The sequence below is a fragment of the Caballeronia sp. dw_276 genome (genome assembly GCF_018449635.1).
Classification (GTDB): domain Bacteria; phylum Pseudomonadota; class Gammaproteobacteria; order Burkholderiales; family Burkholderiaceae; genus Caballeronia.
Genome location: NZ_JAAVUV010000018.1, coordinates 84,259 through 107,782 on the forward strand (window position 1 = coordinate 84,259; position 23,524 = coordinate 107,782).

30 protein-coding genes and 1 tRNA gene are annotated in these 23,524 nt (G+C 59.2%); 30 read left to right on the top strand and 1 reads right to left on the bottom strand.

What is annotated here, in order from left to right:
- Window positions 1–79 precede the first annotated feature (79 nt).
- The 23 genes from mlaD (at window position 80) to tatC (ending at window position 16,761) form a co-directional block, all read left to right on the top strand.
- Window positions 80–652: an outer membrane lipid asymmetry maintenance protein MlaD gene (gene mlaD, locus HB633_RS28795; protein WP_213781538.1), complete on the top strand. Its 573-nt coding sequence runs from the start codon at window positions 80–82 to the stop codon at window positions 650–652.
- Between the two features lie 99 nt (window positions 653–751).
- The gene (locus HB633_RS28800; RefSeq protein WP_213781539.1) at window positions 752–1,681 is read left to right on the top strand and encodes a VacJ family lipoprotein; all 930 of its coding nucleotides are present in this window, start codon (window positions 752–754) and stop codon (window positions 1,679–1,681) included.
- Between the two features lie 137 nt (window positions 1,682–1,818).
- A complete protein-coding gene (locus HB633_RS28805; protein ID WP_056355564.1) occupies window positions 1,819–2,448 on the top strand; it encodes an ABC transporter substrate-binding protein in 630 nt (209 codons plus the stop codon).
- Entirely contained in the window at window positions 2,445–2,714 is a 270-nt protein-coding gene (locus HB633_RS28810; RefSeq protein WP_213781540.1) for an STAS domain-containing protein, read from the top strand. Before HB633_RS28805 ends, HB633_RS28810 begins: the two co-directional genes overlap by 4 nt.
- Before the next feature lie 214 nt (window positions 2,715–2,928).
- Window positions 2,929–3,855 (top strand): ABC transporter ATP-binding protein, encoded by a 927-nt coding sequence (locus HB633_RS28815; RefSeq protein WP_056355567.1) that lies wholly within the window; start codon window positions 2,929–2,931, stop codon window positions 3,853–3,855.
- Entirely contained in the window at window positions 3,852–4,607 is a 756-nt protein-coding gene (locus tag HB633_RS28820) for an ABC transporter permease (RefSeq protein ID WP_213781541.1), read from the top strand. The genes HB633_RS28815 and HB633_RS28820 overlap by 4 nt, the downstream gene beginning before the upstream one ends.
- A gap of 37 nt (window positions 4,608–4,644) precedes the next feature.
- Window positions 4,645–4,884 (top strand): BolA family protein, encoded by a 240-nt coding sequence (locus tag HB633_RS28825; RefSeq protein ID WP_047845394.1) that lies wholly within the window; start codon window positions 4,645–4,647, stop codon window positions 4,882–4,884.
- A gap of 136 nt (window positions 4,885–5,020) precedes the next feature.
- On the top strand, window positions 5,021–6,289 hold the full coding sequence (murA, locus tag HB633_RS28830; protein WP_213781542.1) for a UDP-N-acetylglucosamine 1-carboxyvinyltransferase: 1,269 nt from the start codon (window positions 5,021–5,023) through the stop codon (window positions 6,287–6,289).
- Complete coding sequence (gene hisG, locus HB633_RS28835) at window positions 6,286–6,969, top strand: ATP phosphoribosyltransferase (RefSeq protein ID WP_213781543.1); 684 nt, start codon at window positions 6,286–6,288, stop codon at window positions 6,967–6,969. The genes murA and hisG overlap by 4 nt, the downstream gene beginning before the upstream one ends.
- 29 nt (window positions 6,970–6,998) lie before the next feature.
- A complete protein-coding gene (gene hisD / locus HB633_RS28840; RefSeq protein ID WP_213781544.1) occupies window positions 6,999–8,324 on the top strand; it encodes a histidinol dehydrogenase in 1,326 nt (441 codons plus the stop codon).
- Window positions 8,325–8,374: 50 nt separating this feature from the next.
- Window positions 8,375–9,445 (top strand): histidinol-phosphate transaminase, encoded by a 1,071-nt coding sequence (gene hisC, locus HB633_RS28845; RefSeq protein ID WP_213781545.1) that lies wholly within the window; start codon window positions 8,375–8,377, stop codon window positions 9,443–9,445.
- Window positions 9,446–9,474: 29 nt separating this feature from the next.
- Window positions 9,475–10,062 carry an imidazoleglycerol-phosphate dehydratase HisB gene (hisB, locus tag HB633_RS28850; RefSeq protein ID WP_056355581.1) on the top strand — a complete coding sequence of 196 codons (588 nt, stop codon included), beginning with the start codon at window positions 9,475–9,477 and terminating at the stop codon, window positions 10,060–10,062.
- Window positions 10,063–10,113: 51 nt separating this feature from the next.
- Entirely contained in the window at window positions 10,114–10,734 is a 621-nt protein-coding gene (locus HB633_RS28855) for a MarC family protein (protein WP_213781546.1), read from the top strand.
- A 19-nt stretch (window positions 10,735–10,753) separates the two neighbouring features.
- Window positions 10,754–11,404 (top strand): imidazole glycerol phosphate synthase subunit HisH, encoded by a 651-nt coding sequence (hisH, locus tag HB633_RS28860; protein WP_213781547.1) that lies wholly within the window; start codon window positions 10,754–10,756, stop codon window positions 11,402–11,404.
- Window positions 11,405–11,558: 154 nt separating this feature from the next.
- Window positions 11,559–12,311 (top strand): 1-(5-phosphoribosyl)-5-[(5-phosphoribosylamino)methylideneamino]imidazole-4-carboxamide isomerase, encoded by a 753-nt coding sequence (gene hisA, locus HB633_RS28865; RefSeq protein ID WP_213781548.1) that lies wholly within the window; start codon window positions 11,559–11,561, stop codon window positions 12,309–12,311.
- 165 nt (window positions 12,312–12,476) lie between these two features.
- Window positions 12,477–13,250, top strand: a complete 774-nt coding sequence (hisF, locus tag HB633_RS28870) for an imidazole glycerol phosphate synthase subunit HisF (RefSeq protein WP_213781549.1) — start codon at window positions 12,477–12,479, stop codon at window positions 13,248–13,250.
- A gap of 3 nt (window positions 13,251–13,253) precedes the next feature.
- Entirely contained in the window at window positions 13,254–13,667 is a 414-nt protein-coding gene (gene hisI / locus HB633_RS28875; RefSeq protein WP_213781550.1) for a phosphoribosyl-AMP cyclohydrolase, read from the top strand.
- Window positions 13,667–14,047 carry a phosphoribosyl-ATP diphosphatase gene (locus tag HB633_RS28880; protein ID WP_213781551.1) on the top strand — a complete coding sequence of 127 codons (381 nt, stop codon included), beginning with the start codon at window positions 13,667–13,669 and terminating at the stop codon, window positions 14,045–14,047. The genes hisI and HB633_RS28880 overlap by 1 nt, the downstream gene beginning before the upstream one ends.
- Before the next feature lie 42 nt (window positions 14,048–14,089).
- Entirely contained in the window at window positions 14,090–14,482 is a 393-nt protein-coding gene (locus HB633_RS28885; RefSeq protein WP_213781552.1) for a hypothetical protein, read from the top strand.
- Between the two features lie 47 nt (window positions 14,483–14,529).
- A complete protein-coding gene (locus HB633_RS28890) occupies window positions 14,530–14,892 on the top strand; it encodes a histidine triad nucleotide-binding protein (protein ID WP_056355601.1) in 363 nt (120 codons plus the stop codon).
- 165 nt (window positions 14,893–15,057) lie between these two features.
- Window positions 15,058–15,285, top strand: coding sequence for a Sec-independent protein translocase subunit TatA (tatA, locus tag HB633_RS28895; RefSeq protein ID WP_056355605.1), 228 nt, complete (start codon window positions 15,058–15,060; stop codon window positions 15,283–15,285).
- A 69-nt stretch (window positions 15,286–15,354) separates the two neighbouring features.
- Window positions 15,355–15,891 (top strand): Sec-independent protein translocase protein TatB, encoded by a 537-nt coding sequence (gene tatB, locus HB633_RS28900; protein WP_213781553.1) that lies wholly within the window; start codon window positions 15,355–15,357, stop codon window positions 15,889–15,891.
- Window positions 15,892–15,960: 69 nt separating this feature from the next.
- A complete protein-coding gene (tatC, locus tag HB633_RS28905) occupies window positions 15,961–16,761 on the top strand; it encodes a twin-arginine translocase subunit TatC (RefSeq protein WP_213781554.1) in 801 nt (266 codons plus the stop codon).
- A gap of 81 nt (window positions 16,762–16,842) precedes the next feature.
- On the opposite strand, the gene HB633_RS28910 is transcribed toward tatC, so the two are convergent.
- Window positions 16,843–18,072: a Do family serine endopeptidase gene (locus HB633_RS28910; RefSeq protein WP_213781555.1), complete on the bottom strand. Its 1,230-nt coding sequence runs from the start codon at window positions 18,070–18,072 to the stop codon at window positions 16,843–16,845.
- A 20-nt stretch (window positions 18,073–18,092) separates the two neighbouring features.
- On the opposite strand from HB633_RS28910, the gene HB633_RS28915 reads away from it, so the two are divergent.
- The 7 genes from HB633_RS28915 to HB633_RS28945 all read left to right on the top strand — a co-directional run bounded on the left by HB633_RS28915 (window position 18,093) and on the right by HB633_RS28945 (window position 23,193).
- On the top strand, window positions 18,093–18,839 hold the full coding sequence (locus HB633_RS28915) for a Nif3-like dinuclear metal center hexameric protein (protein WP_056355614.1): 747 nt from the start codon (window positions 18,093–18,095) through the stop codon (window positions 18,837–18,839).
- Between the two features lie 205 nt (window positions 18,840–19,044).
- Entirely contained in the window at window positions 19,045–19,665 is a 621-nt protein-coding gene (petA, locus tag HB633_RS28920; protein WP_056355616.1) for a ubiquinol-cytochrome c reductase iron-sulfur subunit, read from the top strand.
- Window positions 19,665–21,047, top strand: coding sequence for a cytochrome bc complex cytochrome b subunit (locus tag HB633_RS28925; RefSeq protein WP_213781556.1), 1,383 nt, complete (start codon window positions 19,665–19,667; stop codon window positions 21,045–21,047). Before petA ends, HB633_RS28925 begins: the two co-directional genes overlap by 1 nt.
- A 17-nt stretch (window positions 21,048–21,064) precedes the next feature.
- Window positions 21,065–21,820 (top strand): cytochrome c1, encoded by a 756-nt coding sequence (locus tag HB633_RS28930; RefSeq protein WP_213781557.1) that lies wholly within the window; start codon window positions 21,065–21,067, stop codon window positions 21,818–21,820.
- A 96-nt stretch (window positions 21,821–21,916) separates the two neighbouring features.
- Window positions 21,917–22,528: a glutathione S-transferase N-terminal domain-containing protein gene (locus HB633_RS28935; protein WP_031362199.1), complete on the top strand. Its 612-nt coding sequence runs from the start codon at window positions 21,917–21,919 to the stop codon at window positions 22,526–22,528.
- Between the two features lie 64 nt (window positions 22,529–22,592).
- The gene (locus HB633_RS28940) at window positions 22,593–23,099 is read left to right on the top strand and encodes a ClpXP protease specificity-enhancing factor (RefSeq protein WP_213781558.1); all 507 of its coding nucleotides are present in this window, start codon (window positions 22,593–22,595) and stop codon (window positions 23,097–23,099) included.
- Window positions 23,100–23,117: 18 nt separating this feature from the next.
- Window positions 23,118–23,193 (top strand) — tRNA-Thr (locus HB633_RS28945).
- Window positions 23,194–23,524: the final 331 nt, after the last annotated feature.

Sequence of the window (23,524 nt, forward strand, 5' to 3'; positions counted from 1 at the left end):
ACCTGTTACCGGGTTGCGGACGTTGTGAAGGGCACAGACCTTCACGCAAAAAACTGCGACAAGATTCTTTGGGAAGACGATGAAAAAGACTGCTGCTCTCGACTTTTGGGTCGGCCTCTTCGTGGTGCTGGGTTTCGTGGCGCTGTTATTCCTTGCACTCAAGGCCGGCAACATGAACGCGATGTCGTTTCAGCCAACGTATCCGGTCAAGCTGAAGTTCGACAACATCGGCGGATTGAAGCCGCGTGCGCCAGTGAAAAGCGCGGGCGTGACGGTGGGCCGCGTTGCGAATATTGGCTTCGACCAGAATACGTATCAGGCGCAAGTCACGATCGATATCGACAAGCAATACGAGTTTCCGAAGGATTCGTCGGCCAAGATCCTGACGTCCGGTTTGCTCGGCGAACAGTACATCGGCCTTGAGCCGGGTGGTGACGACCAGATGCTCAAAAGCGGCGACACGATTTCGATGACGCAATCGGCCGTGGTCCTGGAAAACCTGATCGGGCAGTTCCTTTACAACAAGGCGGCGGATTCGGGTGCATCCAAGCCGGCGGCACCCGCAGGCGGTACGCCCGCAGCCGGTACGCCCGGAGCCCCGGCGTTCCCTGGCGCCGCAAGCGCGATGGGCGCAAGCGCAGCAGGTCAATGATCCGGACATATTGATCCGGCACAATTCAGGCAGCCGAAGGCTGGGATATTTCGCGGTACGGGCCAGCCTTCGGGTCAGCGACAATAAGGAGAAGAACAAATGCAGGCAATGCGCGTAAAAAACGCGGCCGTGATGCTCGCGGTGGCGGTGCTTGCCGGGTGCGCGACCGTGACCACGCCTACGAAGGGCGATCCGTTCGAGAGCTACAACCGGACGATGTTCACGATCAACGACAAGATCGATCAGGTCGCGTTGAAGCCGATTGCGAAGGGTTACGTGTTCATCACGCCGCAACCGGTGCGCGACAGCGTCACGAACTTCTTTGGCAATATCGGCGATATCTACACGGCTGCGAATAATCTCGTGCAGTTGAAGATTGCCGACGGCGTGTCGGACATCATGCGCGTGGTGATGAACTCGATCTTCGGCGTAGCGGGTCTCTTCGACGTGGCAAGCGTCGCGGGGTTGCCCAAGCACACGCAGGATTTCGGCTTGACGCTCGGCCACTATGGCGTGCCGTCGGGTCCGTACGTTGTGTTGCCGCTGCTCGGACCGAGTACGGTGCGGGACACGGCCGGTACGGTGGTCGACTATTTCGGCAACGTGACGAGCTATGTCGATCCGACCTGGTTCCGTACGACGCTGTTTGGCGTCGAACTGGTGAACACGCGTGCGAACCTGCTGGGCGCAAGCGATGTGCTGGCTGACGCCGCGCTCGACAAATATTCTTTCGTCCGAAATGCGTACCTGCAACGCCGGCAATATCTGCTTGGCAAAGAGGACAACGGGGCGGTTCCGGATTACGGCGATACCGGCAACGAGCCGCTGCCCAAGTACGACGACGTGAACGCGCCGGCAGGCGCGGGGGCTGCTTCAGGCGTATTGGCGTCGCCGCCGGCGGGATCGGCCTCGGCGCCGCAAGCGGCCTCTGGCGCAGCGGGCGCGAGCGCTCCGGGTGCAACCGGTGTCCCGGCTGATCGCATGGTGCCGCCGCGGATTCCGTCGTTCCCTTCCTTCAGGCTGCGTTGAGTCCGGGATGGAAAAAGCGCGAAATGCCGCGCGCCAGTAATATATCGAAAGCGTTTTGACGGCTGGTAACAGCGCGGTGATGAACTCGTAGAGCACGCCGCGCTCAAACCCAGGCCACTTTATTTGCAGAGTCCTTAATGAAAAAACTATTTTTGCTTCCCCTGTTTGCTGTGCTGATGGCTTTTTGCACGGGCGCGTTCGCCCAAGCCGACGATATGTCGACTCCGGACGGACTGGTGAAGACGGTAACGACCCAGGTCCTCGACCAGATCAAGGCAGACAAGCAGATCCAGTCGGGCAACATCACGCGCATCACGCAGCTGGTGAACGAAAAGATCTTGCCGTACACCGACTTCACGCGTACTACGCGCCTGGTGATGGGCCGGAACTGGAATACGGCGACGCCGGAGCAGCAAAAGCAGATCGTCGAGCAGTTCAAGATGCTGCTGATCCGCACGTATTCGGGTGCGTTGGCCCAGGTTCGCGACCAGCAGGTCCAGTACAAGCCGTTCCGTGCTGATCCTAGCGATACCGACGTTGTCGTCCGCTCGGTCGTGCTGAACAACGGCTCGCCGATCCAGCTCGACTACCGTCTGTACAAGACGCCGCAAGGCTGGAAGGTCTACGACATCAACGTGCTCGGCGCGTGGCTGATCCAGGCTTACCAGCAGCAATTCAACGAGCAGATCCAGCAACATGGCGTGTCCGGCCTGCTGCAGTTCCTGACTCAGCGTAACCAGCAACTCGCGAACGGCAAGGCATCGTGAGTCGCTTCGAAACCGCCCCGACCCTCACGCACGACAGCGCCAAGAGCGCGCTCGACGCGGGTTTGTCGCGGATTGCAGCGGGCGCAACCGAAGTGGATTGCGCGCCGCTCAAGCAATTCGATTCATCGGCGTTGGCCGTCCTGATCGCCTGGCAGCGTGCTGCCAACGCGCGCGGCGCGGCGCTCGCCGTTGTCAATCTCCCTTCCGGGCTTGCCAGTCTCGCGCAAGCCTATGGCGTCGATACGCTTCTCACCTTCCGACATTGATCCTGTCTGCGTAACGCAAACGGCGCGTTTCGATGCAAACGAGACGCGCCAAACAGGGTTGTCACGGACTCGCTCGCGGCAGTCATCAGCCGCAGATAGCCTATAATCAACCGTTTTTTCGGCCCGTATCCTGGCTTTCATCGTAATGAAAGCTGGTTCTCGTTCCGATCCGCACACCTAAAGGCGCAGCCCCCAACACGCGCGCGCACTGTCAATGTCAGCCATAGAAATCCGCAACGTCAAAAAGCGCTACAAAGAGCTGCAAGCGCTCAAAGGCGTGAATCTTGTCGTCGAAGAAGGCGAGTTTTTCGGTCTGCTCGGCCCGAACGGCGCAGGAAAAACGACCCTGATCAGTATCCTCGCGGGCCTCGCGCGCGCGGACAGCGGCACGATTTCCGTACGCGGCCACGACGTTGTCACGGATTTCCGCGATGCACGCCGTTCGCTCGGCGTCGTACCGCAGGAACTCGTTTTTGATCCGTTTTTCACCGTTCGGGAGTCGCTGCGCATTCAATCCGGCTATTTCGGCTTGCGCAAGAACGACGACTGGATCGATGAAATCATGGCCAATCTCGATCTCACCGAGAAAGCCGACGTCAATACGCGCGCACTTTCTGGCGGCATGAAGCGCCGCGTGCTGGTGGCGCAGGCGCTGGTGCACAAGCCGCCGGTGATCGTGCTCGACGAACCGACCGCGGGCGTCGACGTTGAGTTGCGCCAGACGCTCTGGAAATTCATCTCGCGCCTGAATCGCGAAGGTCACACCATCGTGCTGACCACGCATTATCTTGAAGAGGCCGAAGCGCTGTGTGACCGCTTGGCGATGCTGCGTCGCGGCGAAGTGGTCGCGCTCGAGCGGACCAGCACGCTGTTGCAGCGCTTTGCCGGCATGCAGCTTTCGCTGCGTTTCTCGCAAGGTGTATTGCCCGTCGAGTTGCGCTCGCTGGAAATCGATCCGCGCGCCGCGTCGGGCACGAATCATTTGCTGCGTCTTTCAAGCTACGACGACGTAGAGCCGATCCTCGCGAAATGCCGCGCGGCCGGCTGCACGTTCGATGAAATCGATGTCCGCAAGGCGGATCTGGAGGATGTGTTCGTGCAGGTGATGAACGGGCCGGAAGTGGTCGAGGGCCTGTCATGAACGGCTTTCGCACTCTGTTCTACAAGGAAATTCTGCGCTTTTACAAGGTTGCGTTCCAGACGGTGCTCGCGCCCGTGATCACGGCCTTGCTGTACCTGATGATCTTCGGCCATGCGCTGACAAGTCATGTCGAGGTATATCCGGGCGTGGCCTATACGAGCTTTCTCGTGCCTGGCCTGGTCATGATGAGCGTGCTTCAGAACGCATTCGCGAACAGTTCCTCGTCTCTGATCCAGTCGAAGATCACCGGCAATCTCGTGTTTGTCCTGCTTACACCGCTTTCGCACTGGGAAATGTTTTTCGCGTACGTGCTGGCGTCGGTTGTGCGTGGATTGACGGTTGGTTTGGGCGTGTTCATCGTGACCGTATGGTTCATTCCGATGAGCTTTTCCGCGCCGCTCTATATTGTCGCGTTCGCAATTCTCGGCTCGGCGATTCTTGGAACGCTCGGATTGATCGCCGGCGTCTGGGCCGATAAATTCGACCAGCTCGCCGCGTTCCAGAATTTCCTGATCATGCCGCTGACATTCCTGTCGGGCGTGTTCTACTCCACGCATACGCTGCCGCCCGTCTGGCGCGAAGTCTCGAGGTTGAATCCGTTCTTCTACATGATCGACGGTTTCCGCTACGGCTTTTTCGGCATGTCCGATGTAAGCCCGCTCGCGAGCCTTGGCATTGTCGGCGGCTTTTTTATCGTGCTGGCGGTGATCGCCATGCGCTTGCTTGAACGCGGCTACAAGCTGCGTCACTAGCTCACTAACTGATTCGCTCAAATTTCAGGAGACATCCATGTTGCCGACTCCCGAGCAAGTGAAGGAATACATCGCTGGCGGTTTGGCTTGCCAGCACGTCGAAGTCGAAGGCGACGGCCAGCATTTCTTCGCGACCATCGTGAGCGATGCGTTCGAAGGCAAGCGGCCGATCGCGCGCCATCAGCTCGTGTACGCGGCGCTCGGCGACCGCATGCGCGCTGAAATTCACGCGCTGAGCATGAAGACGCTGACGCCCGCCGAGTGGAAACCCGCCTGAGCGTCATCGTGTTGTTCGTGAATTCGATGCATCACCCGTCAACCGATTAGCTGGAAATTTAGTGCGATTCACACAAGACAACCGCGACGCCGATAACGGCGCCGCTGCAGGAAGCTCAGTAGAAGGAACGCCAGGCATGGACAAACTCGTGATTGTCGGGGGCGCGAAGCTCTCGGGCGAAATCGTTGTATCGGGTGCGAAGAACGCGGCGCTGCCGATTCTGTGCGCCAGCTTGCTGACCGCTGACGACGTGCATCTGGAAAACGTGCCCAACTTGCAAGACGTGCGCACGATGCTCACATTGCTCAACCAGATGGGCGTGCGCTCGGAGTCGGCGGATGGTCGCGTTTTGCTTAATGCATCGAAGCTGGACAACCTCGTCGCGCCGTACGAAATGGTCAAGACCATGCGTGCGTCCATTCTCGTGCTCGGGCCTTTGGTCGCGCGCTTCGGCGAAGCGAAGGTGTCGCTACCGGGCGGTTGCGCAATCGGCGCGCGTCCGGTCGATCAACACATCAAGGGCCTTCAGGCGATGGGCGCCGAGATCACCATCGAGCATGGTTTCATTGAGGCGCGGGCGAAGCGTTTGAAGGGCGCGCGCATTGTCACCGACATGATCACCGTCACCGGCACGGAAAACCTGCTGATGGCGGCGGTGCTCGCGGACGGCGAAACGGTGATCGAAAACGCGGCGCGTGAGCCCGAAGTCAGCGATCTCGCGAACCTGCTTGTTGCGATGGGCGCGAAGATCGATGGAATCGGTTCGGATCGGCTCGTGATTCAGGGCGTGGACAGGTTGCACGGCGCGCGTCATTCGGTCGTGCCGGATCGTATTGAAGCAGGCACGTTCCTGTGCGCCGTTGCGGCAACCGGTGGCGACGTCACGTTGCGTAACGTAAATCCGTCGCTGCTTGAAGCGGTGATCGAGAAACTGCACGAGGCGGGTGTATCGGTTGAAGAAGGCGAGAACTGGATTCGCGTGCGCATGAACAAACGGCCGAATGCCGTGAGTTTCCGGACGTCGGAATATCCGGCGTTTCCGACCGACATGCAGGCGCAATTCATGGCGCTCAACACCATGGCGACGGGCACGTCGCAAGCGGTCGAAACCATCTTCGAAAACCGTTTCATGCACGTGCAGGAACTGAACCGTCTGGGCGCGAGCATTACAGTCGATGGAAACACGGCGCTCGTGACCGGCGTCGAAAAACTCTCGGGCGCGAAAGTCATGGCGACGGATCTGCGGGCGTCGGCGAGTCTCGTGATTGCGGCGATGTGCGCGGAAGGCGAGACGCTCATCGACCGGATTTATCATCTCGATCGCGGCTACGACCGCATGGAAAGCAAGCTGACGGCCGTCGGCGCGAATGTGCGGCGCATCAAGGGCAGCGGGGTTACGCAATGAGTTCACTGCAAACTTCTGCTTCGGTGCCGCCGGGCGCGATGTTGACGCTGGCGTTGTCGAAGGGACGCATTTTCGAAGAAACGTTGCCGCTGCTTGCAGCCGCCGGCGTTGAAGTGACCGAGGATCCGGAAACGTCGCGCAAACTGATTTTGCCGACCACGAACCCGAATTTGCGCGTGATCATCGTGCGTGCAACCGATGTTCCCACCTACGTGGAATACGGCGCGGCGGATTTTGGCGTGGCGGGCAAGGACGTGCTGATCGAGCATGGCGGCGGCGGGTTGTATCAACCGGTCGATCTGAACATTGCGCGCTGCCGAATGTCGGTCGCGGTCAAGAACGGTTTCGACTACGAAACCGCCGTGCGGCAAGGTGCGCGGCTGCGCATCGCCACGAAATATGTTGAAGTGGCGCGAGAGCATTTTGCGGCGAAGGGCGTTCACGTCGATCTGATCAAGCTGTATGGATCGATGGAACTCGCGCCGCTGGTCGGTCTCGCCGATGCCATCGTCGACCTGGTCAGTTCGGGCAATACATTGCGCGCGAACGATCTGGTCGAAGTGGAAGAGATCATGGAAATATCGTCGCGTCTGGTCGTCAACCAGGCCGCGCTCAAGTTGAAGCGCGCCGCGTTGAAGCCTTACCTCGATGCGTTCGAACGCGCGTCGGCGAGCGCCTGAAGCCGGGCAAACAAACGGATACCAGCATCATGTCTATCAAGATTCGCAAACTCGATTCCAGCGCCAACGGGTTTCACACGGCGCTGCACGCGGTGCTCGCGTTCGAAGCGAGCGAGGATGAAGCCATCGAGCGCTCCGTCGCGCAGATTCTCGCCGACGTCAAAAAGCGCGGAGACGAAGCCGTCCTCGACTACACGAACAAGTTCGACCGGCTGAAGGCGGAGAGCGTGGCATCGCTGGAATTGCCGCAGTCCGAGCTCGAAGCGGCGCTCGACGGGCTGGAGCCGAAACGCCGGGCCGCGCTGGAAGCGGCGGCGGCGCGCGTGCGCGGTTATCACGAGAAGCAGCGAATCGAATGCGGCAGCCATAGCTGGCAATACACGGAAGCCGATGGCACCGTGCTCGGCCAGAAAGTCACGCCGCTGGATCGTGCCGGAATCTACGTGCCGGGCGGCAAGGCGGCGTATCCGTCGTCGGTTTTGATGAACGCGATTCCCGCGCGCGTTGCGGGCGTGAAGGAAATCGTGATGGTCGTGCCCACGCCGGACGGCGTGAAGAACCCGCTCGTGCTTGCGGCCGCGTTGCTGGGCGGCGTTGACCGCGTGTTCACCATCGGCGGCGCGCAGGCGGTGGGCGCGCTCGCGTACGGCACGCAATCCATTCCCGCCGTCGATAAAATCTGCGGCCCGGGCAACGCGTACGTGGCCTCGGCGAAACGACGGGTGTTCGGCACGGTTGGCATCGACATGATTGCGGGACCGTCGGAAATTCTGATCATCTGCGACGGCACCACGGACCCGCGCTGGGTCGCGATGGACCTTTTCTCGCAAGCCGAACACGACGAACTCGCGCAATCTATTTTGCTGTGCCCGGACGCGGCGTTCATTCAGCGCGTGGAAGACGCGATCAACGAATTGCTGCCAACCTTGCCACGTCGCGACGTGATCCAGCGCTCGCTGGAAGATCGCGGCGCGCTGATCAAGGTCGCCGACATGAACGAAGCGTGCGCGATCGCCAATGACATCGCGCCGGAACACCTCGAAATTTCGGCGCTCGATCCGCATCAATGGGGCGCGCTGATTCGTCATGCGGGCGCGATCTTCCTTGGCCGCTATACGAGCGAAAGTCTCGGCGATTATTGCGCGGGACCGAACCATGTTCTGCCGACATCGCGTACGGCGCGTTTTTCGTCGCCGCTTGGCGTGTACGACTTCATCAAGCGTTCGAGCGTGATCGAAGTCAGCGCGGAAGGCGCGCAGACGCTCGGGGAAATCGCGGCGGAGCTGGCGTACGGCGAGGGCTTGCAGGCGCATGCCCGCAGCGCCGAGTACCGGATGAAAAACACCACGCAGTAACACCACATATATAGGAGGCGGCTCAAAAGCTGCCCGGAAGTTCGAAGACCATGACACGACCACAAGACATCCTCCGTCCCGACGTCCTCGCGATGACGTGCTATCCCGTGCCGGATTCCACCGGCCTCGTGAAGCTCGACGCAATGGAAAATCCGTACCGGCTGCCGGCGAAGCTCGCCTCCGAACTCGGCCAACGTCTCGCCGATGTCGCGTTGAACCGCTATCCCGAGCCGCGTCCGACGGCGTTGATCGAAAAGATCAAGCGCGTGATGCGCGTGCCCGCCGCGTGCGAGGTCTTGCTCGGCAACGGCTCGGACGAGCTCATCAGCATGATGTCGGTCGCGTGTGCCAGGCCCGGCGCAAAAGTCATCGCGCCCGTTCCGGGTTTTGTGATGTACGCGATTTCGGCGAAGTTCGCGGGGCTCGAGTTCGTCGGCGTGCCTTTGAAAGACGATTTCACGCTCGATGCCAACACGCTGATCGCCGCCATCGAAATGCATCGTCCGGCGCTGGTTTATCTCGCGTATCCGAACAATCCCACGGGCACGCTTTACGACGACGCCGATATCGAACGCATCATTGCGGCGGCATCGGACAGCCTTGTCGTGATCGATGAAGCCTATCAGCCGTTCGCGCAGCAAAGCTGGCTGCCGCGCGCCGCCGAGTTCGACAACGTGGTCGTCATGCGCACGTTTTCCAAGCTCGGTTTGGCGGGGATTCGCCTTGGCTATCTGGCCGGCAAGGCGTCGTGGATCACTGAATTCGACAAGGTTCGGCCTCCGTACAACATCAACGTGCTGACGCAGGCGGCGGCGGATTTCATGCTCGACCACCTCGACGTGCTGGATGACCAGGCGGCCGAACTTCGTGCAGAACGTACGCGCCTGGAAGAAGCGGTCGCGGCGCTGCCCGGCGCGACCGTTTATCCAAGCGCAGGCAACTTCCTGCTCGTTCGTGTCCCCGATGCCGCAGCCGTCTTCGAAACCCTGCTGACATCGCGGGTTTTGATCAAAAACGTGAGTAAAATGCATCCGTTATTGGCAAATTGCGTGCGTTTGACGGTTGGATCGGCAGAGGAGAATGCGCAGATGATCGCCGCTCTGAAGCTCGCGCTGCACTGAAATCTCTTAAAAGTCTCGAAGGAAATACCATGCGCATTGCGGAAGTCGTTCGCAACACCAGCGAAACGCAGATCCGTGTGAAGCTCGATCTGGATGGCACCGGCAAGCAAAAACTTGCGACCGGCGTGCCGTTTCTCGACCACATGCTGGACCAGATCGCGCGTCACGGCCTGATCGACCTCGACGTCGAAGCGCATGGCGACCTTCATATCGACGACCACCACACGGTCGAAGACACGGGCATCACGCTGGGTCAGGCGGTGGCGAAGGCAATTGGCGACCGCAAGGGAATCCGCCGATACGGCCATTCGTACGTTCCGCTCGACGAAGCGTTGTCGCGCGTGGTGATCGACTTTTCGGGCCGTCCAGGCCTGGAATTCAACGTGCCGTTCACGCGCGCGCGCATTGGTACGTTCGACGTGGACCTCACCATCGAATTTTTTCGCGGCTTCGTGAATCACGCCGGCGTGACGCTTCATATCGATAATTTGCGCGGCATCAACGCGCATCACCAGGTGGAAACGGTGTTCAAGGCGTTCGGGCGCGCGCTGCGCATGGCCGTGGAACTGGACGAGCGCGCGGCCGGGCAGATTCCATCGACCAAGGGCAGCCTCTAAAGCCGGAAAAACGCTACGGCTTGCATCAATGCAACGCCGTGACGGCCCCCGATGAACCTACTCAAATCGTTTATATCGCTGCTCGCGCTGATCAATCCGGTCGGCGCGATTCCGTTTTTCCTGAGCCTCACGACCGAAATGTCGCGCTCGGAAAAAGCGGGCACGATCCGGATTGCATCCATTTCGGTCTTCTGCGTGATCGCGGTGACGGCGCTGCTCGGGCAGCAAATCATTGCGTTCTTCGGCATTTCCGTCGGTTCACTTGAAGTGGGCGGCGGCATCATCATGTTATTGATGGCGATCAACATGTTGAACGCGCAGACCGGCAACGCGCGTTCGACGCCGGAAGAACGGCACGAAGCCGAGATCAAGAACAGCATCGCGGTCGTGCCGCTGGCCATTCCACTGCTGACGGGGCCGGGCTCCATCAGCACGGTAATCATCTATTCTGCAAGCGTGGCGCACTGGTACGACCGCATTGGTCTTGTCATGATTGGCGGCGTGCTGGCGTTGCTCTGCTACGGCGCAATGAGTCTGGCCGAACCGATCGCAGCCTGGGTCGGCAGAACGGGTATCAACATTGGTACGCGGCTGATGGGTCTGATGTTGTCGGCACTGGCGGTTGAATTTATCGTCAATGGATTGAAGGCGTTGATTCCCTCCCTGAAATAGCGTTGTTTTAATAACTTCGATGAAAACTTCGATAGCAATCGTGGATTACGGCATGGGCAACCTGCGCTCCGTCTATCAGGCGCTGCGCCATGCCGCGCCGGAGGCGGACGTGGCGATCGTCGAGCAGCCGGAAGCCATTCGCGCAGCGGACCGGATCGTGTTGCCGGGGCAGGGCGCCATGCGCGACTGCATGGCGCACTTTCACGCGTCAGGCCTGCAGGACGCTGTCATGGAAGCGGCCCGCAACAAGCCTATGCTGGGCGTGTGCGTGGGCGAGCAAATGCTGTTCGACTGGAGCGAGGAAGGCGGCGCTGACGGCACGAATGGTCTGGGCCTCGTGCCGGGCAAGGTCGTGCGCTTCGATCTGGAAGGCCAGTTGCAGGACGACGGTTCGCGCTTCAAAGTGCCACAGATGGGCTGGAACCGCGTGCGTCAGGCGCAGAACCACCCGATCTGGGAAGGCGTGCCCGACGATTCGTTCTTCTATTTCGTGCACAGCTATTACGGTGTGCCTGACAATCCAGCGCACACATCCGGCGAAACCCTGTACGGCGCGCCGTTCACGTCGGCTATCGCCCGGGATAATCTTTTCGCCACGCAATTCCATCCGGAGAAAAGTGCCGACGCCGGTTTGCGGCTGTACCGGAATTTCGTCCACTGGAATCCGTGACACCGGCTCGGTCAGATTTGACGTTTTGGCTTATGCCGTTTGCAGCCGTGACGCTTGCATTACTTGTACTACACTAGCGAGACGGTAGGCGAAAAGAGGCGCTGCGCCCAGTTTCGCAATCGTTCGATCAACCCTTTCCTTTAACGCTATTTCTATGTTGCTCATTCCGGCCATCGATCTCAAAGACGGTCAGTGCGTACGCCTCAAACAAGGCGATATGGACCAGGCGACCATTTTTTCCGAAGATCCGGCGGCAATGGCCCGGCTCTGGCTCGAACGGGGCGCGCGGCGTCTGCATCTCGTCGACCTGAACGGCGCATTTGCCGGCAAGCCAAAAAACGAGGAAGCCATCCGGGCGATCATCAAGGAAGTCGGCAGCGACATTCCTGTACAACTCGGCGGCGGCATTCGCGATTTGAATACGATCGAGCGCTACCTGGACGACGGTCTGGAGTACGTGATCATCGGCACGGCGGCCGTCAAGAATCCTGGCTTTCTCCAAGATGCATGCACCGCTTTTGCGGGTCATATCATCGTCGGGCTGGATGCGAAAGACGGCAAGGTCGCAACGGACGGCTGGAGCAAGCTGACGGGGCATGAAGTCATCGACCTCGGGCGCAAGTTCGAAGACTACGGCTGCGAATCGATCATCTATACGGACATCGGCCGCGACGGCATGCTGCAAGGCATCAACATCGAGGCGACGGTGCGCCTGGCGCAAGCCGTCAAGATTCCGGTGATCGCGAGCGGCGGATTGTCGAACATTGGCGACATCGATTCGCTCTGCGAAGTCGAAGACGAAGGCATTGAAGGCGTGATCTGCGGGCGCGCGATTTATTCGGGCGACCTGGATTTCGCCGCCGCGCAAGCACGTGCCGACAAGCTGCGCGAAGCGGACGACGCCTGATACAGCGCTGCAGCGCGCGGGGCTTCATTCAAGCCCTGCGTGTCTTTGAAAGCCGCTGAATGCGCAATTGCGCCGACGCAGCATCTTTTCCGATGGCGGTTTCCACTTCGAAACCGCCGCGCCTCCGTCAGCATTCACTCGCAGCAAAACGGCATTCGCAAGACTATGGCTCTCGCTAAACGCATCATCCCGTGTCTCGACGTCACCGCTGGCCGCGTGGTCAAAGGCGTCAACTTCCTCGAATTGCGCGACGCGGGCGACCCCGTGGAAATTGCCCGTCGATACGATGATCAAGGCGCCGACGAGCTCACTTTTCTCGACATTACCGCAACGTCCGATCAACGCGATCTGATCCTGCCGATCATCGAAAAGGTAGCGTCGCAGGTTTTCATTCCGTTGACCGTGGGCGGCGGCGTGCGGGCCGTGGAAGACGTTCGGCGTTTGCTTAACGCGGGCGCTGACAAGATCAGCATGAATTCATCGGCGGTATCGAATCCGCAACTCGTCCGTGATGCGTCGGACAAACACGGCTCGCAGTGCATTGTGGTGGCCATCGACGCCAAGCGCGTCAGCGCCGCCGACGAAAACCCGCGCTGGGAAGTTTTCACACACGGCGGCCGCAAGAACACCGGGCTCGACGTGATCGAATGGGCGCGCAAGATGGCCGAATTGGGCGCCGGCGAAATCCTGCTGACCAGCATGGACCGCGACGGAACCAAGAGCGGCTTCGATCTGGCATTGACGCGGGCGGTATCGGACGCTATTTCGATTCCCGTGATTGCATCCGGCGGCGTGGGTTCGCTCGTGCATCTCGCCGACGGCATCACCGAAGGTCACGCCGATGCGGTGCTTGCCGCCAGCATCTTCCACTATGGCGAACACACGGTCGGCGAAGCGAAACGCTTCATGGCGGACCAGGGCATATCGGTGAGGATTTAAGCGGTGACTGTACAAACTGAAGCAGCGGGCTGGCTCGACAGGGTCAAGTGGGACGACAACGGCCTGGTGCCGGTGATCGCTCAGGAATCCGCCACGGGTGACGTGCTGATGTTCGCGTGGATGAACCGCGAGGCATTGGCGAAGACTATCGAGTTGAAGCGCGCCGTGTACTACTCGCGTTCGCGCAAGCGCCTGTGGTTCAAGGGCGAGGAGTCGGGACACGTCCAGCACGTTCACGATGTCCGGCTCGATTGCGATGAAGATGTCGTGTTGCTGAAGGTCGAACAGGTGTCGGGTATTGCCTGCCACACCGGCCGGCATTCGTGCTTTTTCCAGAAATTCGAGGGATCGGTGGAAGCAGGCGACTGGGTCGCAGTTGAGCCGGTCTTGATGGACCCCGAACATATTTACAAGTAATGAGCAAATCCACCACTTCCACGCAAGACACGCTGCTGCGCCTTGCGGCGATTATCGACAGCCGCAAGGGCGGCGATCCGGAACAATCCTACGTTTCCCGACTCTTTCATAAGGGTGACGACGCCGTTCTGAAGAAGATCGGCGAAGAAGCCACCGAAGTCGTGCTGGCCGCCAAGGACGCACGGCACGGTGGCGCGCCGAAGGCGCTCGTCGGCGAAGTGGCCGACTTGTGGTTCCATTGTCTCGTGATGCTGTCTCATTTCGATCTCGGTCCGGCGGAAGTCATCGCGGAACTCGAGCGGCGAGAAGGTACGTCGGGGATCGAAGAGAAAGCGTTGCGCAAGTCCCGCGACCGCGAGCAGGACGAAAACGGCCGCTGAATAGCGCCGCCGGTTCGCATCGACGGGCATCTGGAGGATGAAATGAATCAGCCTTACGAACCTTATCCGCCGCCCGTCTACGAAAATTCGCCCGATTCCGAGCGCATGCGCGGGCTGCGCACCTTGACCCACGTGCTTTACGCGCTTTACGCGGCGTACTGGCTGACCGGCGGGCTAACGGTGCTGATCGCGATCATCATCAACTATCTCAAGCGTGACGACGTTGCCGGCACGCCATACGAGGCGCATTTCGAATGGCAGATTCGCACTTTCTGGTGGGCGCTGCTGGGCCATGTGATCGGCGTTGCGCTGATCTGGGTGCTGATCGGTTTCCCGATTCTGGCCGTGGTCGGGATCTGGACGTTGTATCGGGTTATAAAAGGCTGGCTGTTTTTGTACGAAAACAAGCCGTTGCAACCACGCGCCTGGGTTTGATCCAGAATTCCAACGCGTATTAATTGCCGGGATCTCCCGCGAGACACATGAGCCAAGAGAACTGTATTTTCTGCAAGATCGCTGCGGGAGAAATTCCGAGCAAGAAAGTCCACGAAGACGATGAATTTGTTGCTTTTCACGATATCAATCCGGCTGCTCCGGTCCATGTGCTCGTGATCCCGCGTAAACATATTGAGACACTGTCGAGCTGTACCGAAGCCGATGCGCCACTGCTTGGTAGAATGCTGAGCCTGACGGCGCGGCTGGCCAAGGAACTGGGCGTTTCGTACACCGGTGGCGATACTGGATTCCGCACGGTCATCAATACGGGGCCGGGTGGAGGGCAGGAGGTTTATCACATCCATGCGCATATTCTGGCCGGCGAACGGCCGTGGCGCCGGATGGGCTGAAGCCTTATTCCGTGTAATGAAATCGAAAGCGTCTTTTCATCGCAATATTGCGCGCGCAAAATGTCGGTTTAATCAGCGGAGCGTCAGCGCTCCGCCTCGGGCCGCAAGGTCCACACTCTTCGCTGCGGGCAGCAATCCCAGCGAGGCCAAGGAGAGTTTTCAGTCATGGGTTCGTTGAGCATTTGGCATTGGTTGATCGTGTTGTTGATCGTGGCGCTGGTTTTCGGCACGAAAAAGCTTCGTAACATTGGTGGCGATCTGGGCGGCGCGGTGAAGGGATTCAAGGAAGGCATGAAGGAAGGCGAAACGCCGGCCGAGCAGCGCGAACTGCCGCGCAACGGTGCAGTCGACGTGGAAGCGAAAGACAAGACGCGCTCGAGCGACTACCGGTAAGAAGCCTCGGTTCGGCTCGGAGCGTAGTGCCGGCCGTATCCATTCGTCACCTTCAGGATTTTCGATTCCATGCTCGACCTTGGTCTGACCAAAATGGCGCTGATCGGCGTCGTCGCGCTGGTAGTGCTCGGGCCGGAGCGTTTGCCCGGCGTGGCGCGGACGGCCGGCGCGCTTTTCGGGCGCGCGCAGCGGTACATCAACGACGTCAAGGCTGAAGTCTCGCGTGAGATGGAACTCGACGAGCTGAAGAAAATGCGCACCGAGTTCGAGACGGCCGCGTCGAACGTGGAAAACACGATTCACGACAATCTACGTCAGCACGAAAACGAACTCAACGATGCCTGGAAGCAGGGCACGTCAGTGTCAGACAGCGTCGCGGGCGGCGGCGACCCGAACCTGACGCATGTTTCCGGCGACACATGGCGTTCTTCGTCGGACAGCAACGGCACGTCGTCCGGAAAGCGCAAGAACTGGCGCGTCAAGCAGAGTGCCATTCCTAACTGGTATAAGCGTACGTCGTTGCGCAAGACGCGCGTTCAGTCGGGCGCCGCGCGTGTGGCGCGGCATACGCCCGAAACGCTGCGCCGTCCGACTCGGTTTTTCTGATCGTGTTGCCGCTTTCAATCCGCGAACACCAACTTTCCTTCCATCGATGAATCCCAGCAGAGGGCCGGCGTGAGCGACCCGCAACAGATTAAAGACGAGCCCGTCGAAGAGACGTTTATCTCGCACCTCGTCGAACTGCGCGACCGCATCATCCGCGCAGGCGCTTCAGTCATCGTCGTGTTTATCGGGCTCGTTTATTGGGCGCCCGATATCTTCAAGTTGCTCGCACGCCCGCTCATGCAGAACTTGCCGAAGGACGGCAAGATGATCGTCACGGACGTCACCGGCTCGTTCTTCGTGCCGATGAAAGTGACCATGATGGTCGCGCTCTTGATTGCGTTGCCGATCGTGCTCTATCAAATCTGGGCTTTTATTGCGCCGGGCTTGTATCAGCACGAGAAGAAGCTGGTTGTGCCGCTTGTCGGCAGCAGCTACTTCCTGTTCCTGTGCGGCATGGCGTTCGCGTATTTCGTCGTTTTCCCGACCATTTTCCGCGTGATGGCGCATTACAACGCGCCGCTCGGCGCGGAAATGACCACGGATATCGATAATTACGTGAGCTTCGTGCTCACCATGTTCCTCGCGTTCGGCGTGACCTTCGAGGTGCCGATCATCGTGGTTATCCTGGCTCGCATGGGATTCGTGACGATTGCCAAGCTCAAGCAAATCCGGCCGTATGTGATCGTTGGCGCGTTTGTGATCTCTGCGGTGGTGACGCCGCCGGACGTGTTTTCCCAGCTGATTCTAGCGGTACCGTTGGTCATTCTTTACGAGGTCGGAATCATCGCGGCACGCATCATAGTGGGTAAGGACAAGATCAAGGTGCAGGAGGCGGAAGCCACCGAGGACGCGAAAAGGGATGCTGAATAGCCCAGACGTGACCTGAAAGCAAAAAGGCCGTTCCAACGTGAGTTGGAACGGCCTTTTGATTTGCAATGCCAGATGAGAGCCTTATTCGTCGCCCTGATCCCCACCCTGGTCGCCGCCTTCATCGTCCGGGGATTGAGGCGCCTTAGGCTGCATCGGCCGCTTGCCGATCACCACGTTCAGGTCCAGTTCCTTGCTCTTTCGCATCAAGTGGACCTTCACCGATGTCCCCGGCTTGATCTGCGCAACGACGTTCAGCAGACGGGTGGTATCGGTTATGGCGTCGTCGTTGATGCTGATCAGGATATCGCCTGGCTTGATGCCGGCTTTATCGGCGGGGCCGCCTTGCAGCACGCCCGCCACGATCGCGCCGGATTTCTGGTCGAGGCCGAACGATTCCGCGATCTCCGGCGTCACGTCCTGCGGCTCCACGCCAATCCAGCCGCGCGTCACGGTGCCCGTCGTGATGATGCTTTCGAGCACGCTGCGCGCCGTCGATACAGGAATCGCGAAGCCAATCCCAAGCGACCCGCCGCTGCGCGAATAAATCGCCGTATTGATGCCGAGCAGGTTGCCGTTCACGTCCACGAGGGCGCCGCCCGAATTGCCCGGGTTGATCGCGGCGTCCGTCTGGATGAAATTCTCGAACGTATTGATGCCAAGGTGGTTACGCCCGAGCGCGCTGACAATCCCCATGGTCACCGTCTGGCCGACGCCGAAGGGATTGCCGATTGCCAGCACCACGTCGCCCACGCGCGTCTGGTCCATGCGGCCGAGCGTGATGGTCGGCAGGTTCGTCATGTTGATCTTGAGCACGGCGAGGTCGGTTTCGGGATCGACACCGATCACCTTCGCCGATGACGTCCGGCCATCGGCCAATGCAACTTCAATTTGATCCGCCCCATCGACGACATGCTGGTTCGTTAGAATGTAGCCTTCGGAGCTGACGATCACGCCTGAACCGAGATTCGATGCAGGCGTTTCGTCGCCTTTGCGCTTGTTTTTATCGCCGAAGAAATAGCGGAACAGCGGATCTTTCGCGCGCGGGTCGGGCGGCAAAGAGCCGTCCTTGCTGGAAAACACGTTGACCACGGCGGGCATGGCTTTCTGTGCGCCATCCGCGTACGACGACTGAGTGGGCCGGGAACCAATGCTTGGCGCAACTTCCTGCAACGCTACGATCGGTTCGGCGAGCTGCTTGCCGAACGTTCCCTGGCGTTGAAGCCACTGCGGTTTCAAGGTCGCGACGATGAACATCAGCGCCAACAGCACGGTCACCGCTTGGGCAAAAAACAGCCAGAAGCGTCTAAGCATTTGATGGAATAGAGGAATTCATGGATCGGATCGAACTCGAATTGTATCTGAACAATCTGCTGGAAATAGGACGGTTCAAGGACTATTGCCCGAACGGATTGCAGGTTGAAGGCTCGCGCCGCGTCGGGAAACTGGCGACGGGCGTGACGGCATCGCTGGCGTTCCTCGAAGCCGCGATCGAGTGGGGCGCGGACGCCGTGCTCGTGCATCACGGGTATTTCTGGAAGAACGAGGCGCCGCAGGTCACGGGGCGCAAGTTCCAGCGGCTGAAGACGCTGCTCGCGAACGATCTCAACCTGTTCGCGTATCACTTGCCGCTCGACTCGCACCCCGAGTTCGGCAACAACGCGCAGCTTGGCGCGCGGCTCGGGTTGATCGCGGACAATCGTTTCGGCGATCAGGATCTCGGCTGGATTGCATCGTTGCCCATGTCGTTGTCGCTCGAGCATTTCACCGCGACGATTGAAAACGAACTGGGCCGCAAGCCCCTCGTCTTCGGCAACCCGGATATGGAATTGCGTCGCGTGGCGTGGTGCACGGGCGGCGCGCAAGGTTTCTTCGATGAAGCCATCGCCGCTGGCGCCGATGTCTATATCAGCGGCGAAGTGTCGGAACAGACAATGCACATCGCGGCGGAAAGCGGCGTGGCTTACGTTGCGGCAGGGCATCATGCGACCGAACGTTACGGCGTGCAGGCGCTCGGCGCTCATGTGGCCGAGCATTTCGATATCGAGCATGTGTTTATCGATATCGATAATCCCGTTTGATTATCTTGCGCTGCAATAATTAATCACACTCCGTAAATAACCCCTTCATTTGAAAGCGCCTTAAAAGTGCGGGGAAACCCTTAAGAATGAAGGACTTCGAGCGTTTTTTGCTATTCAACTCTTGTAAATGACGACTCCATTCGCGCACACTAGCGTCGGTAGAACGGACTGACGGTATAAATCCAACTCAGAAGTGGGGCGTGTGATGCGAGACAACGAAGATCAACGCGTCGACGGCGGCCGCAGAACCTGGCTGATTGCGACAACCGTAGCGGGCGGACTCGGTGGCGTTGCCACAGTAATCCCGTTTGTCGGTTCGTTTGCACCGTCGGAAAAAGCCAAGGCGGCAGGCGCGCCGGTCGAAGTAGACATATCTGGTCTCAAACCCGGCGACATGATGACCGTCGCCTGGCGCGGCAAACCTGTGTGGATTGTGAACCGCACCGAAGAAATGCTCGCCGACGTGAAGAAAGCCGATCCCGAACTCGCCGATCCGCATTCGAAGAAAGAATTCACGATGCCGCTGCCGGAATACTGCAACAACGAATTCCGGTCACGCACGGAACACAAGAATCTGTTCGTTGCCGTTGCCGTTTGCACGCATCTTGGCTGCACGCCCACGCCGCGCTTTCAGGAAGGCGCGCAACCCAATCTCCCCGATGACTGGCCCGGCGGCTTTCTCTGCCCATGCCACGGTTCGACCTACGACATGGCCGGCCGCGTCTTCAAGAACAAGCCAGCGCCGCAGAACCTCGACATCCCGCCGTACATGTTCACATCGGCGACGTCACTCGTGATTGGCAAGGACGAAAAGGGAGAAGCGTAATGGCGACGACCGATAAAGACGTGGAGACAAGCGGTTTCCTGGGCTGGATCGACAGGCGATTTCCGCTGACATCGACGTGGAAAGCGCATGTTTCCGAGTACTACGCGCCGAAAAACTTCAACTTCTGGTACTTCTTCGGCTCGCTTGCGTTGCTTGTGCTCGTGATCCAGATCGTCACTGGCATTTTCCTCGTGATGAACTACAAGCCCGACGCGACGCTGGCGTTCGCATCGGTCGAGTACATCATGCGCGAGGTGCCGTGGGGCTGGCTCATCCGCTACATGCACTCCACGGGCGCATCGATGTTTTTCGTCGTGGTCTACCTGCACATGTTCCGTGGCCTGATGTACGGGTCCTACAGAAAGCCGCGTGAACTCGTCTGGATCTTCGGCTGCGCGATTTTCCTGTGCCTGATGGCCGAAGCGTTCTTCGGTTATCTGCTGCCGTGGGGACAAATGTCGTTCTGGGGTGCGCAGGTGATCGTGAACCTGTTCTCGGCGATTCCGTTTATCGGCCCGGATCTGTCGCTCTGGATTCGCGGCGATTACGTCGTGTCCGACGTCACGCTGAACCGGTTCTTCGCATTCCACGTGGTCGCTATTCCGCTGGTCCTGATCGGGCTGGTCGTTGCGCATCTGGTCGCGCTGCACGAAGTGGGATCGAACAATCCGGACGGTATTGAAATCAAGGCAAAGAAGGACGAAAAGGGCATCCCGCTCGACGGCATCCCGTTCCATCCGTACTATTCGGTCCACGATTTCATGGGCGTCTGCGTGTTCCTGTTCATCTTCGCCGCCATCGTTTTCTTCGCGCCGGAAATGGGCGGCTACTTCCTGGAAGCCAACAATTTCGTGCCGGCGAACGCACTGCAAACGCCGAATGAAATCGCGCCGGTCTGGTACTTCACGGCCTTCTACGCGATGCTGCGTGCGACCACCGACCCGTTCAAGATCGTGCTGATGGTGATCATCGCCCTGCTTGGCGTGCTGGCGTTGCTGCGAGGGCGGGGCAAATGGCGCTTCGGTTTGCCGGTGCTGGCGCTGCTGGTCATCGTATTCATGGCGCTGACCGAATCGAAGTTCTGGGGCGTAGTGGTGATGGGAACGGCGGTTGTTTCGCTCTTCTTCCTGCCGTGGCTCGACCGAAGCCCTGTCAAATCCATCCGATACCGACCGCTTTTCCACAAGATCTTCTACGGCGTCTTCGTGTTCGCGTTCCTTGTTCTCGGCTATCTCGGCACGAAACCGCCATCGCCGGCCGGGACGTTGATCGCGCAGATTTGTGCGTTGATCTATTTCGGCTTTTTCCTCGGCATGCCCTTCTGGACGACGCGTGGCCGCTTCAAGCAGCCGCCCGACCGCGTACAGTTCAAACCGCATTGACCCTGGGAGACACGACGATGAAAAAATGGCTCTCCACCCTCGCGCTGATCGGCGCGTCGCTGGTTGCATTCGGCCTCCCGCCGGCGCACGCAGAAGAAAACGTGCCGCTCGATGCCGCGCCCGACAGTTCTGAAAATTTTGCTTCCCTTCAACATGGCGCAAAATTGTTTGTAAACTACTGTCTGAATTGCCATAGCGCGAATTTGATGCGTTACAACCGGCTGACGGATATTGGCATCGATCCAAAGGAGATCCAGGCGAATTTGCTTTTCACCACGGACAAGATCGGCAACACAATGACCGTCGCAATGCGTCCAGACGATGCCAAAACGTGGTTCGGGTCGGCGCCGCCGGATCTGTCGGTGGAGGCGAGGGCGCGCGGCAAGGATTGGATCTATACGTATTTGCGCAGTTTTTATCGCGACGATACCCGGCCGACCGGCTGGAACAATCGTGTGTATGAAAATGTCGCAATGCCGCATGTGCTGTGGGAGTTGCAGGGCACGCGGACGGCGAAATTCGAGACCGAAGTCGACGAGAAAACTGGCGAAAAAGTGAAACATTTCGCGGGTTATACCCAAGTCACTCCGGGGACGATGTCGCCAGTAGATTATGATTCGGCTATGGCCGATCTGGTTTCGTACCTTTCGTGGATGGCGGAACCGGCCCAGCAGACGCGAAAACAGCTGGGCGTCTGGGTCCTGATGTTCTTGGGAATTTTGAGCTTTCTGGCTTGGCGCCTCAACGCGGCATACTGGAAGCAGATTAAATAACACGCCGCGATCGGTGTGGGTCAGCGTCGATAAAGCGCCTCGCAGAAGGCGCTTTTCGCACGCTGGCCCTTATGTTTTCTGAAGGGACTTTTAATCATGATGGTTTTGTACTCCGGCACTACTTGCCCGTTCTCCCAGCGCTGCCGGCTGGTGTTGTTCGAAAAGGGCATGGACTTCGAAATCCGCGACGTTGACCTGTTCAACAAGCCCGAAGACATCGCAGTGATGAACCCGTACGGCCAGGTGCCGATTCTGGTCGAGCGCGACCTGATCCTGTACGAATCGAACATCATCAACGAATACATCGACGAGCGTTTCCCGCATCCGCAACTGATGCCCGCCGATCCGGTCCAGCGTGCGCGCGCCCGCCTGTTCTTGCTGAATTTCGAGAAAGAGTTGTTCGTGCATGTGGGCACGCTCGAAAACGAAAAGGGCAAGGCCGCGGAAAAGAACCACGAGAAGGCGCGCAATGCCATCCGCGATCGTCTGACGCAACTCGCGCCAATCTTCTTGAAGAACAAGTACATGCTCGGCGAAGAATTCTCCATGCTCGACGTCGCCATCGCGCCGCTCCTGTGGCGCCTGGATCACTATGGCATCGAGCTCTCGAAGAACGCCGCACCGTTGATGAAGTACGCCGAGCGGATCTTTAGCCGTCCGGCTTACATCGAAGCGCTGACGCCTTCGGAAAAAGTGATGCGTCGCTAACGTATTCGATTGCGGAGTGTGCCGGCCAAGCGGGCGGCGCTTCGCATCGATAGAGGACAAGCCGATGCAAGAAATTTCCACCAAGCCGTATCTATTGCGCGCGCTCTACGAGTGGTGCACGGATAACGGCTTTACGCCGCACATAGCGGTTCGTGTCGACAACGGCACACGCGTGCCGCGGCAATTCGTGCGTAACGACGAGATCGTACTGAACATCAGCTTCGAGGCCACGAGCCAGTTGCAGATGGGCAATGAGTGGATCGAGTTCAGCGCGCGTTTCTCCGGCAAGTCGCACAAGATCGAGGTGCAGGTCGCCAACGTGCTTGCTATCTATGCACGCGAGAATGGCCAGGGCATGGCGTTTCCCGTCGATCCCGCAGCACTTGGCTCCGCGCCCGATGTGTCGGGTTCGGATGGACCGCGTTCATCGGAACTGGGTCCGGACGAGAGCGGATCCGAGCGGATAGAACGCCGGGAGCCGGCCGCGTCAACACGAGATGACGACGAGTTGCCTCCCGACGACGATGGATCAAAATCCACCGGCCGGGCTCACCTCAAGGTCGTCAAATGAAGTAATATCGCTGACTTCGCCGGCTTAGCTCATCAGGTAGAGCAGTTGATTTGTAATCAGAAGGTGGCGGGTTCGAGTCCTGCAGCCGGCACCAGATTAGTTTTTCGAATTAGCGAGATGTTGTTGAACCCCGCGCCCGGCAACGGTCCGCGGGGTTTTTTCTTATGTGTCCGGCGGCAAGGAGTACGACCTCGTACACAAGGCGTTCTTCAAGTAATTCCTGTAGCTTGATATTCTTTTCGCAAACCCCTTGCGCAACTCGCGAGGGCGCACTAGAATTCGGCCTCTTCGCTTCTGGGTGAGGCGAAGAGAAGCAGGAAGTAGGGGATTCGCAGTTCGATTCCAGCAGCTTGAGAGCCATGTAGGACGGCCCTCGCAGGGAATTGAGGTCAAGGTGGTCGTGATTTGAAGTTTGTCACGATGCG

Coding starts and splice junctions, on each gene's coding strand:
- mlaD (WP_213781538.1), top strand. CDS start 80: ATGAAAAAGACTGCTGCTCTCGACTTTTGGGTCGGCCTCTTCGTGGTG.
- HB633_RS28800 (WP_213781539.1), top strand. CDS start 752: ATGCAGGCAATGCGCGTAAAAAACGCGGCCGTGATGCTCGCGGTGGCG.
- HB633_RS28805 (WP_056355564.1), top strand. CDS start 1,819: ATGAAAAAACTATTTTTGCTTCCCCTGTTTGCTGTGCTGATGGCTTTT.
- HB633_RS28815 (WP_056355567.1), top strand. CDS start 2,929: ATGTCAGCCATAGAAATCCGCAACGTCAAAAAGCGCTACAAAGAGCTG.
- HB633_RS28820 (WP_213781541.1), top strand. CDS start 3,852: ATGAACGGCTTTCGCACTCTGTTCTACAAGGAAATTCTGCGCTTTTAC.
- HB633_RS28825 (WP_047845394.1), top strand. CDS start 4,645: ATGTTGCCGACTCCCGAGCAAGTGAAGGAATACATCGCTGGCGGTTTG.
- murA (WP_213781542.1), top strand. CDS start 5,021: ATGGACAAACTCGTGATTGTCGGGGGCGCGAAGCTCTCGGGCGAAATC.
- hisG (WP_213781543.1), top strand. CDS start 6,286: ATGAGTTCACTGCAAACTTCTGCTTCGGTGCCGCCGGGCGCGATGTTG.
- hisD (WP_213781544.1), top strand. CDS start 6,999: ATGTCTATCAAGATTCGCAAACTCGATTCCAGCGCCAACGGGTTTCAC.
- hisC (WP_213781545.1), top strand. CDS start 8,375: ATGACACGACCACAAGACATCCTCCGTCCCGACGTCCTCGCGATGACG.
- hisB (WP_056355581.1), top strand. CDS start 9,475: ATGCGCATTGCGGAAGTCGTTCGCAACACCAGCGAAACGCAGATCCGT.
- HB633_RS28855 (WP_213781546.1), top strand. CDS start 10,114: ATGAACCTACTCAAATCGTTTATATCGCTGCTCGCGCTGATCAATCCG.
- hisH (WP_213781547.1), top strand. CDS start 10,754: ATGAAAACTTCGATAGCAATCGTGGATTACGGCATGGGCAACCTGCGC.
- hisA (WP_213781548.1), top strand. CDS start 11,559: ATGTTGCTCATTCCGGCCATCGATCTCAAAGACGGTCAGTGCGTACGC.
- hisF (WP_213781549.1), top strand. CDS start 12,477: ATGGCTCTCGCTAAACGCATCATCCCGTGTCTCGACGTCACCGCTGGC.
- HB633_RS28880 (WP_213781551.1), top strand. CDS start 13,667: ATGAGCAAATCCACCACTTCCACGCAAGACACGCTGCTGCGCCTTGCG.
- HB633_RS28885 (WP_213781552.1), top strand. CDS start 14,090: ATGAATCAGCCTTACGAACCTTATCCGCCGCCCGTCTACGAAAATTCG.
- HB633_RS28890 (WP_056355601.1), top strand. CDS start 14,530: ATGAGCCAAGAGAACTGTATTTTCTGCAAGATCGCTGCGGGAGAAATT.
- tatA (WP_056355605.1), top strand. CDS start 15,058: ATGGGTTCGTTGAGCATTTGGCATTGGTTGATCGTGTTGTTGATCGTG.
- tatB (WP_213781553.1), top strand. CDS start 15,355: ATGCTCGACCTTGGTCTGACCAAAATGGCGCTGATCGGCGTCGTCGCG.
- HB633_RS28910 (WP_213781555.1), bottom strand. CDS start 18,072: ATGCTTAGACGCTTCTGGCTGTTTTTTGCCCAAGCGGTGACCGTGCTG.
- HB633_RS28915 (WP_056355614.1), top strand. CDS start 18,093: ATGGATCGGATCGAACTCGAATTGTATCTGAACAATCTGCTGGAAATA.
- petA (WP_056355616.1), top strand. CDS start 19,045: ATGCGAGACAACGAAGATCAACGCGTCGACGGCGGCCGCAGAACCTGG.
- HB633_RS28925 (WP_213781556.1), top strand. CDS start 19,665: ATGGCGACGACCGATAAAGACGTGGAGACAAGCGGTTTCCTGGGCTGG.
- HB633_RS28930 (WP_213781557.1), top strand. CDS start 21,065: ATGAAAAAATGGCTCTCCACCCTCGCGCTGATCGGCGCGTCGCTGGTT.
- HB633_RS28935 (WP_031362199.1), top strand. CDS start 21,917: ATGATGGTTTTGTACTCCGGCACTACTTGCCCGTTCTCCCAGCGCTGC.
- HB633_RS28940 (WP_213781558.1), top strand. CDS start 22,593: ATGCAAGAAATTTCCACCAAGCCGTATCTATTGCGCGCGCTCTACGAG.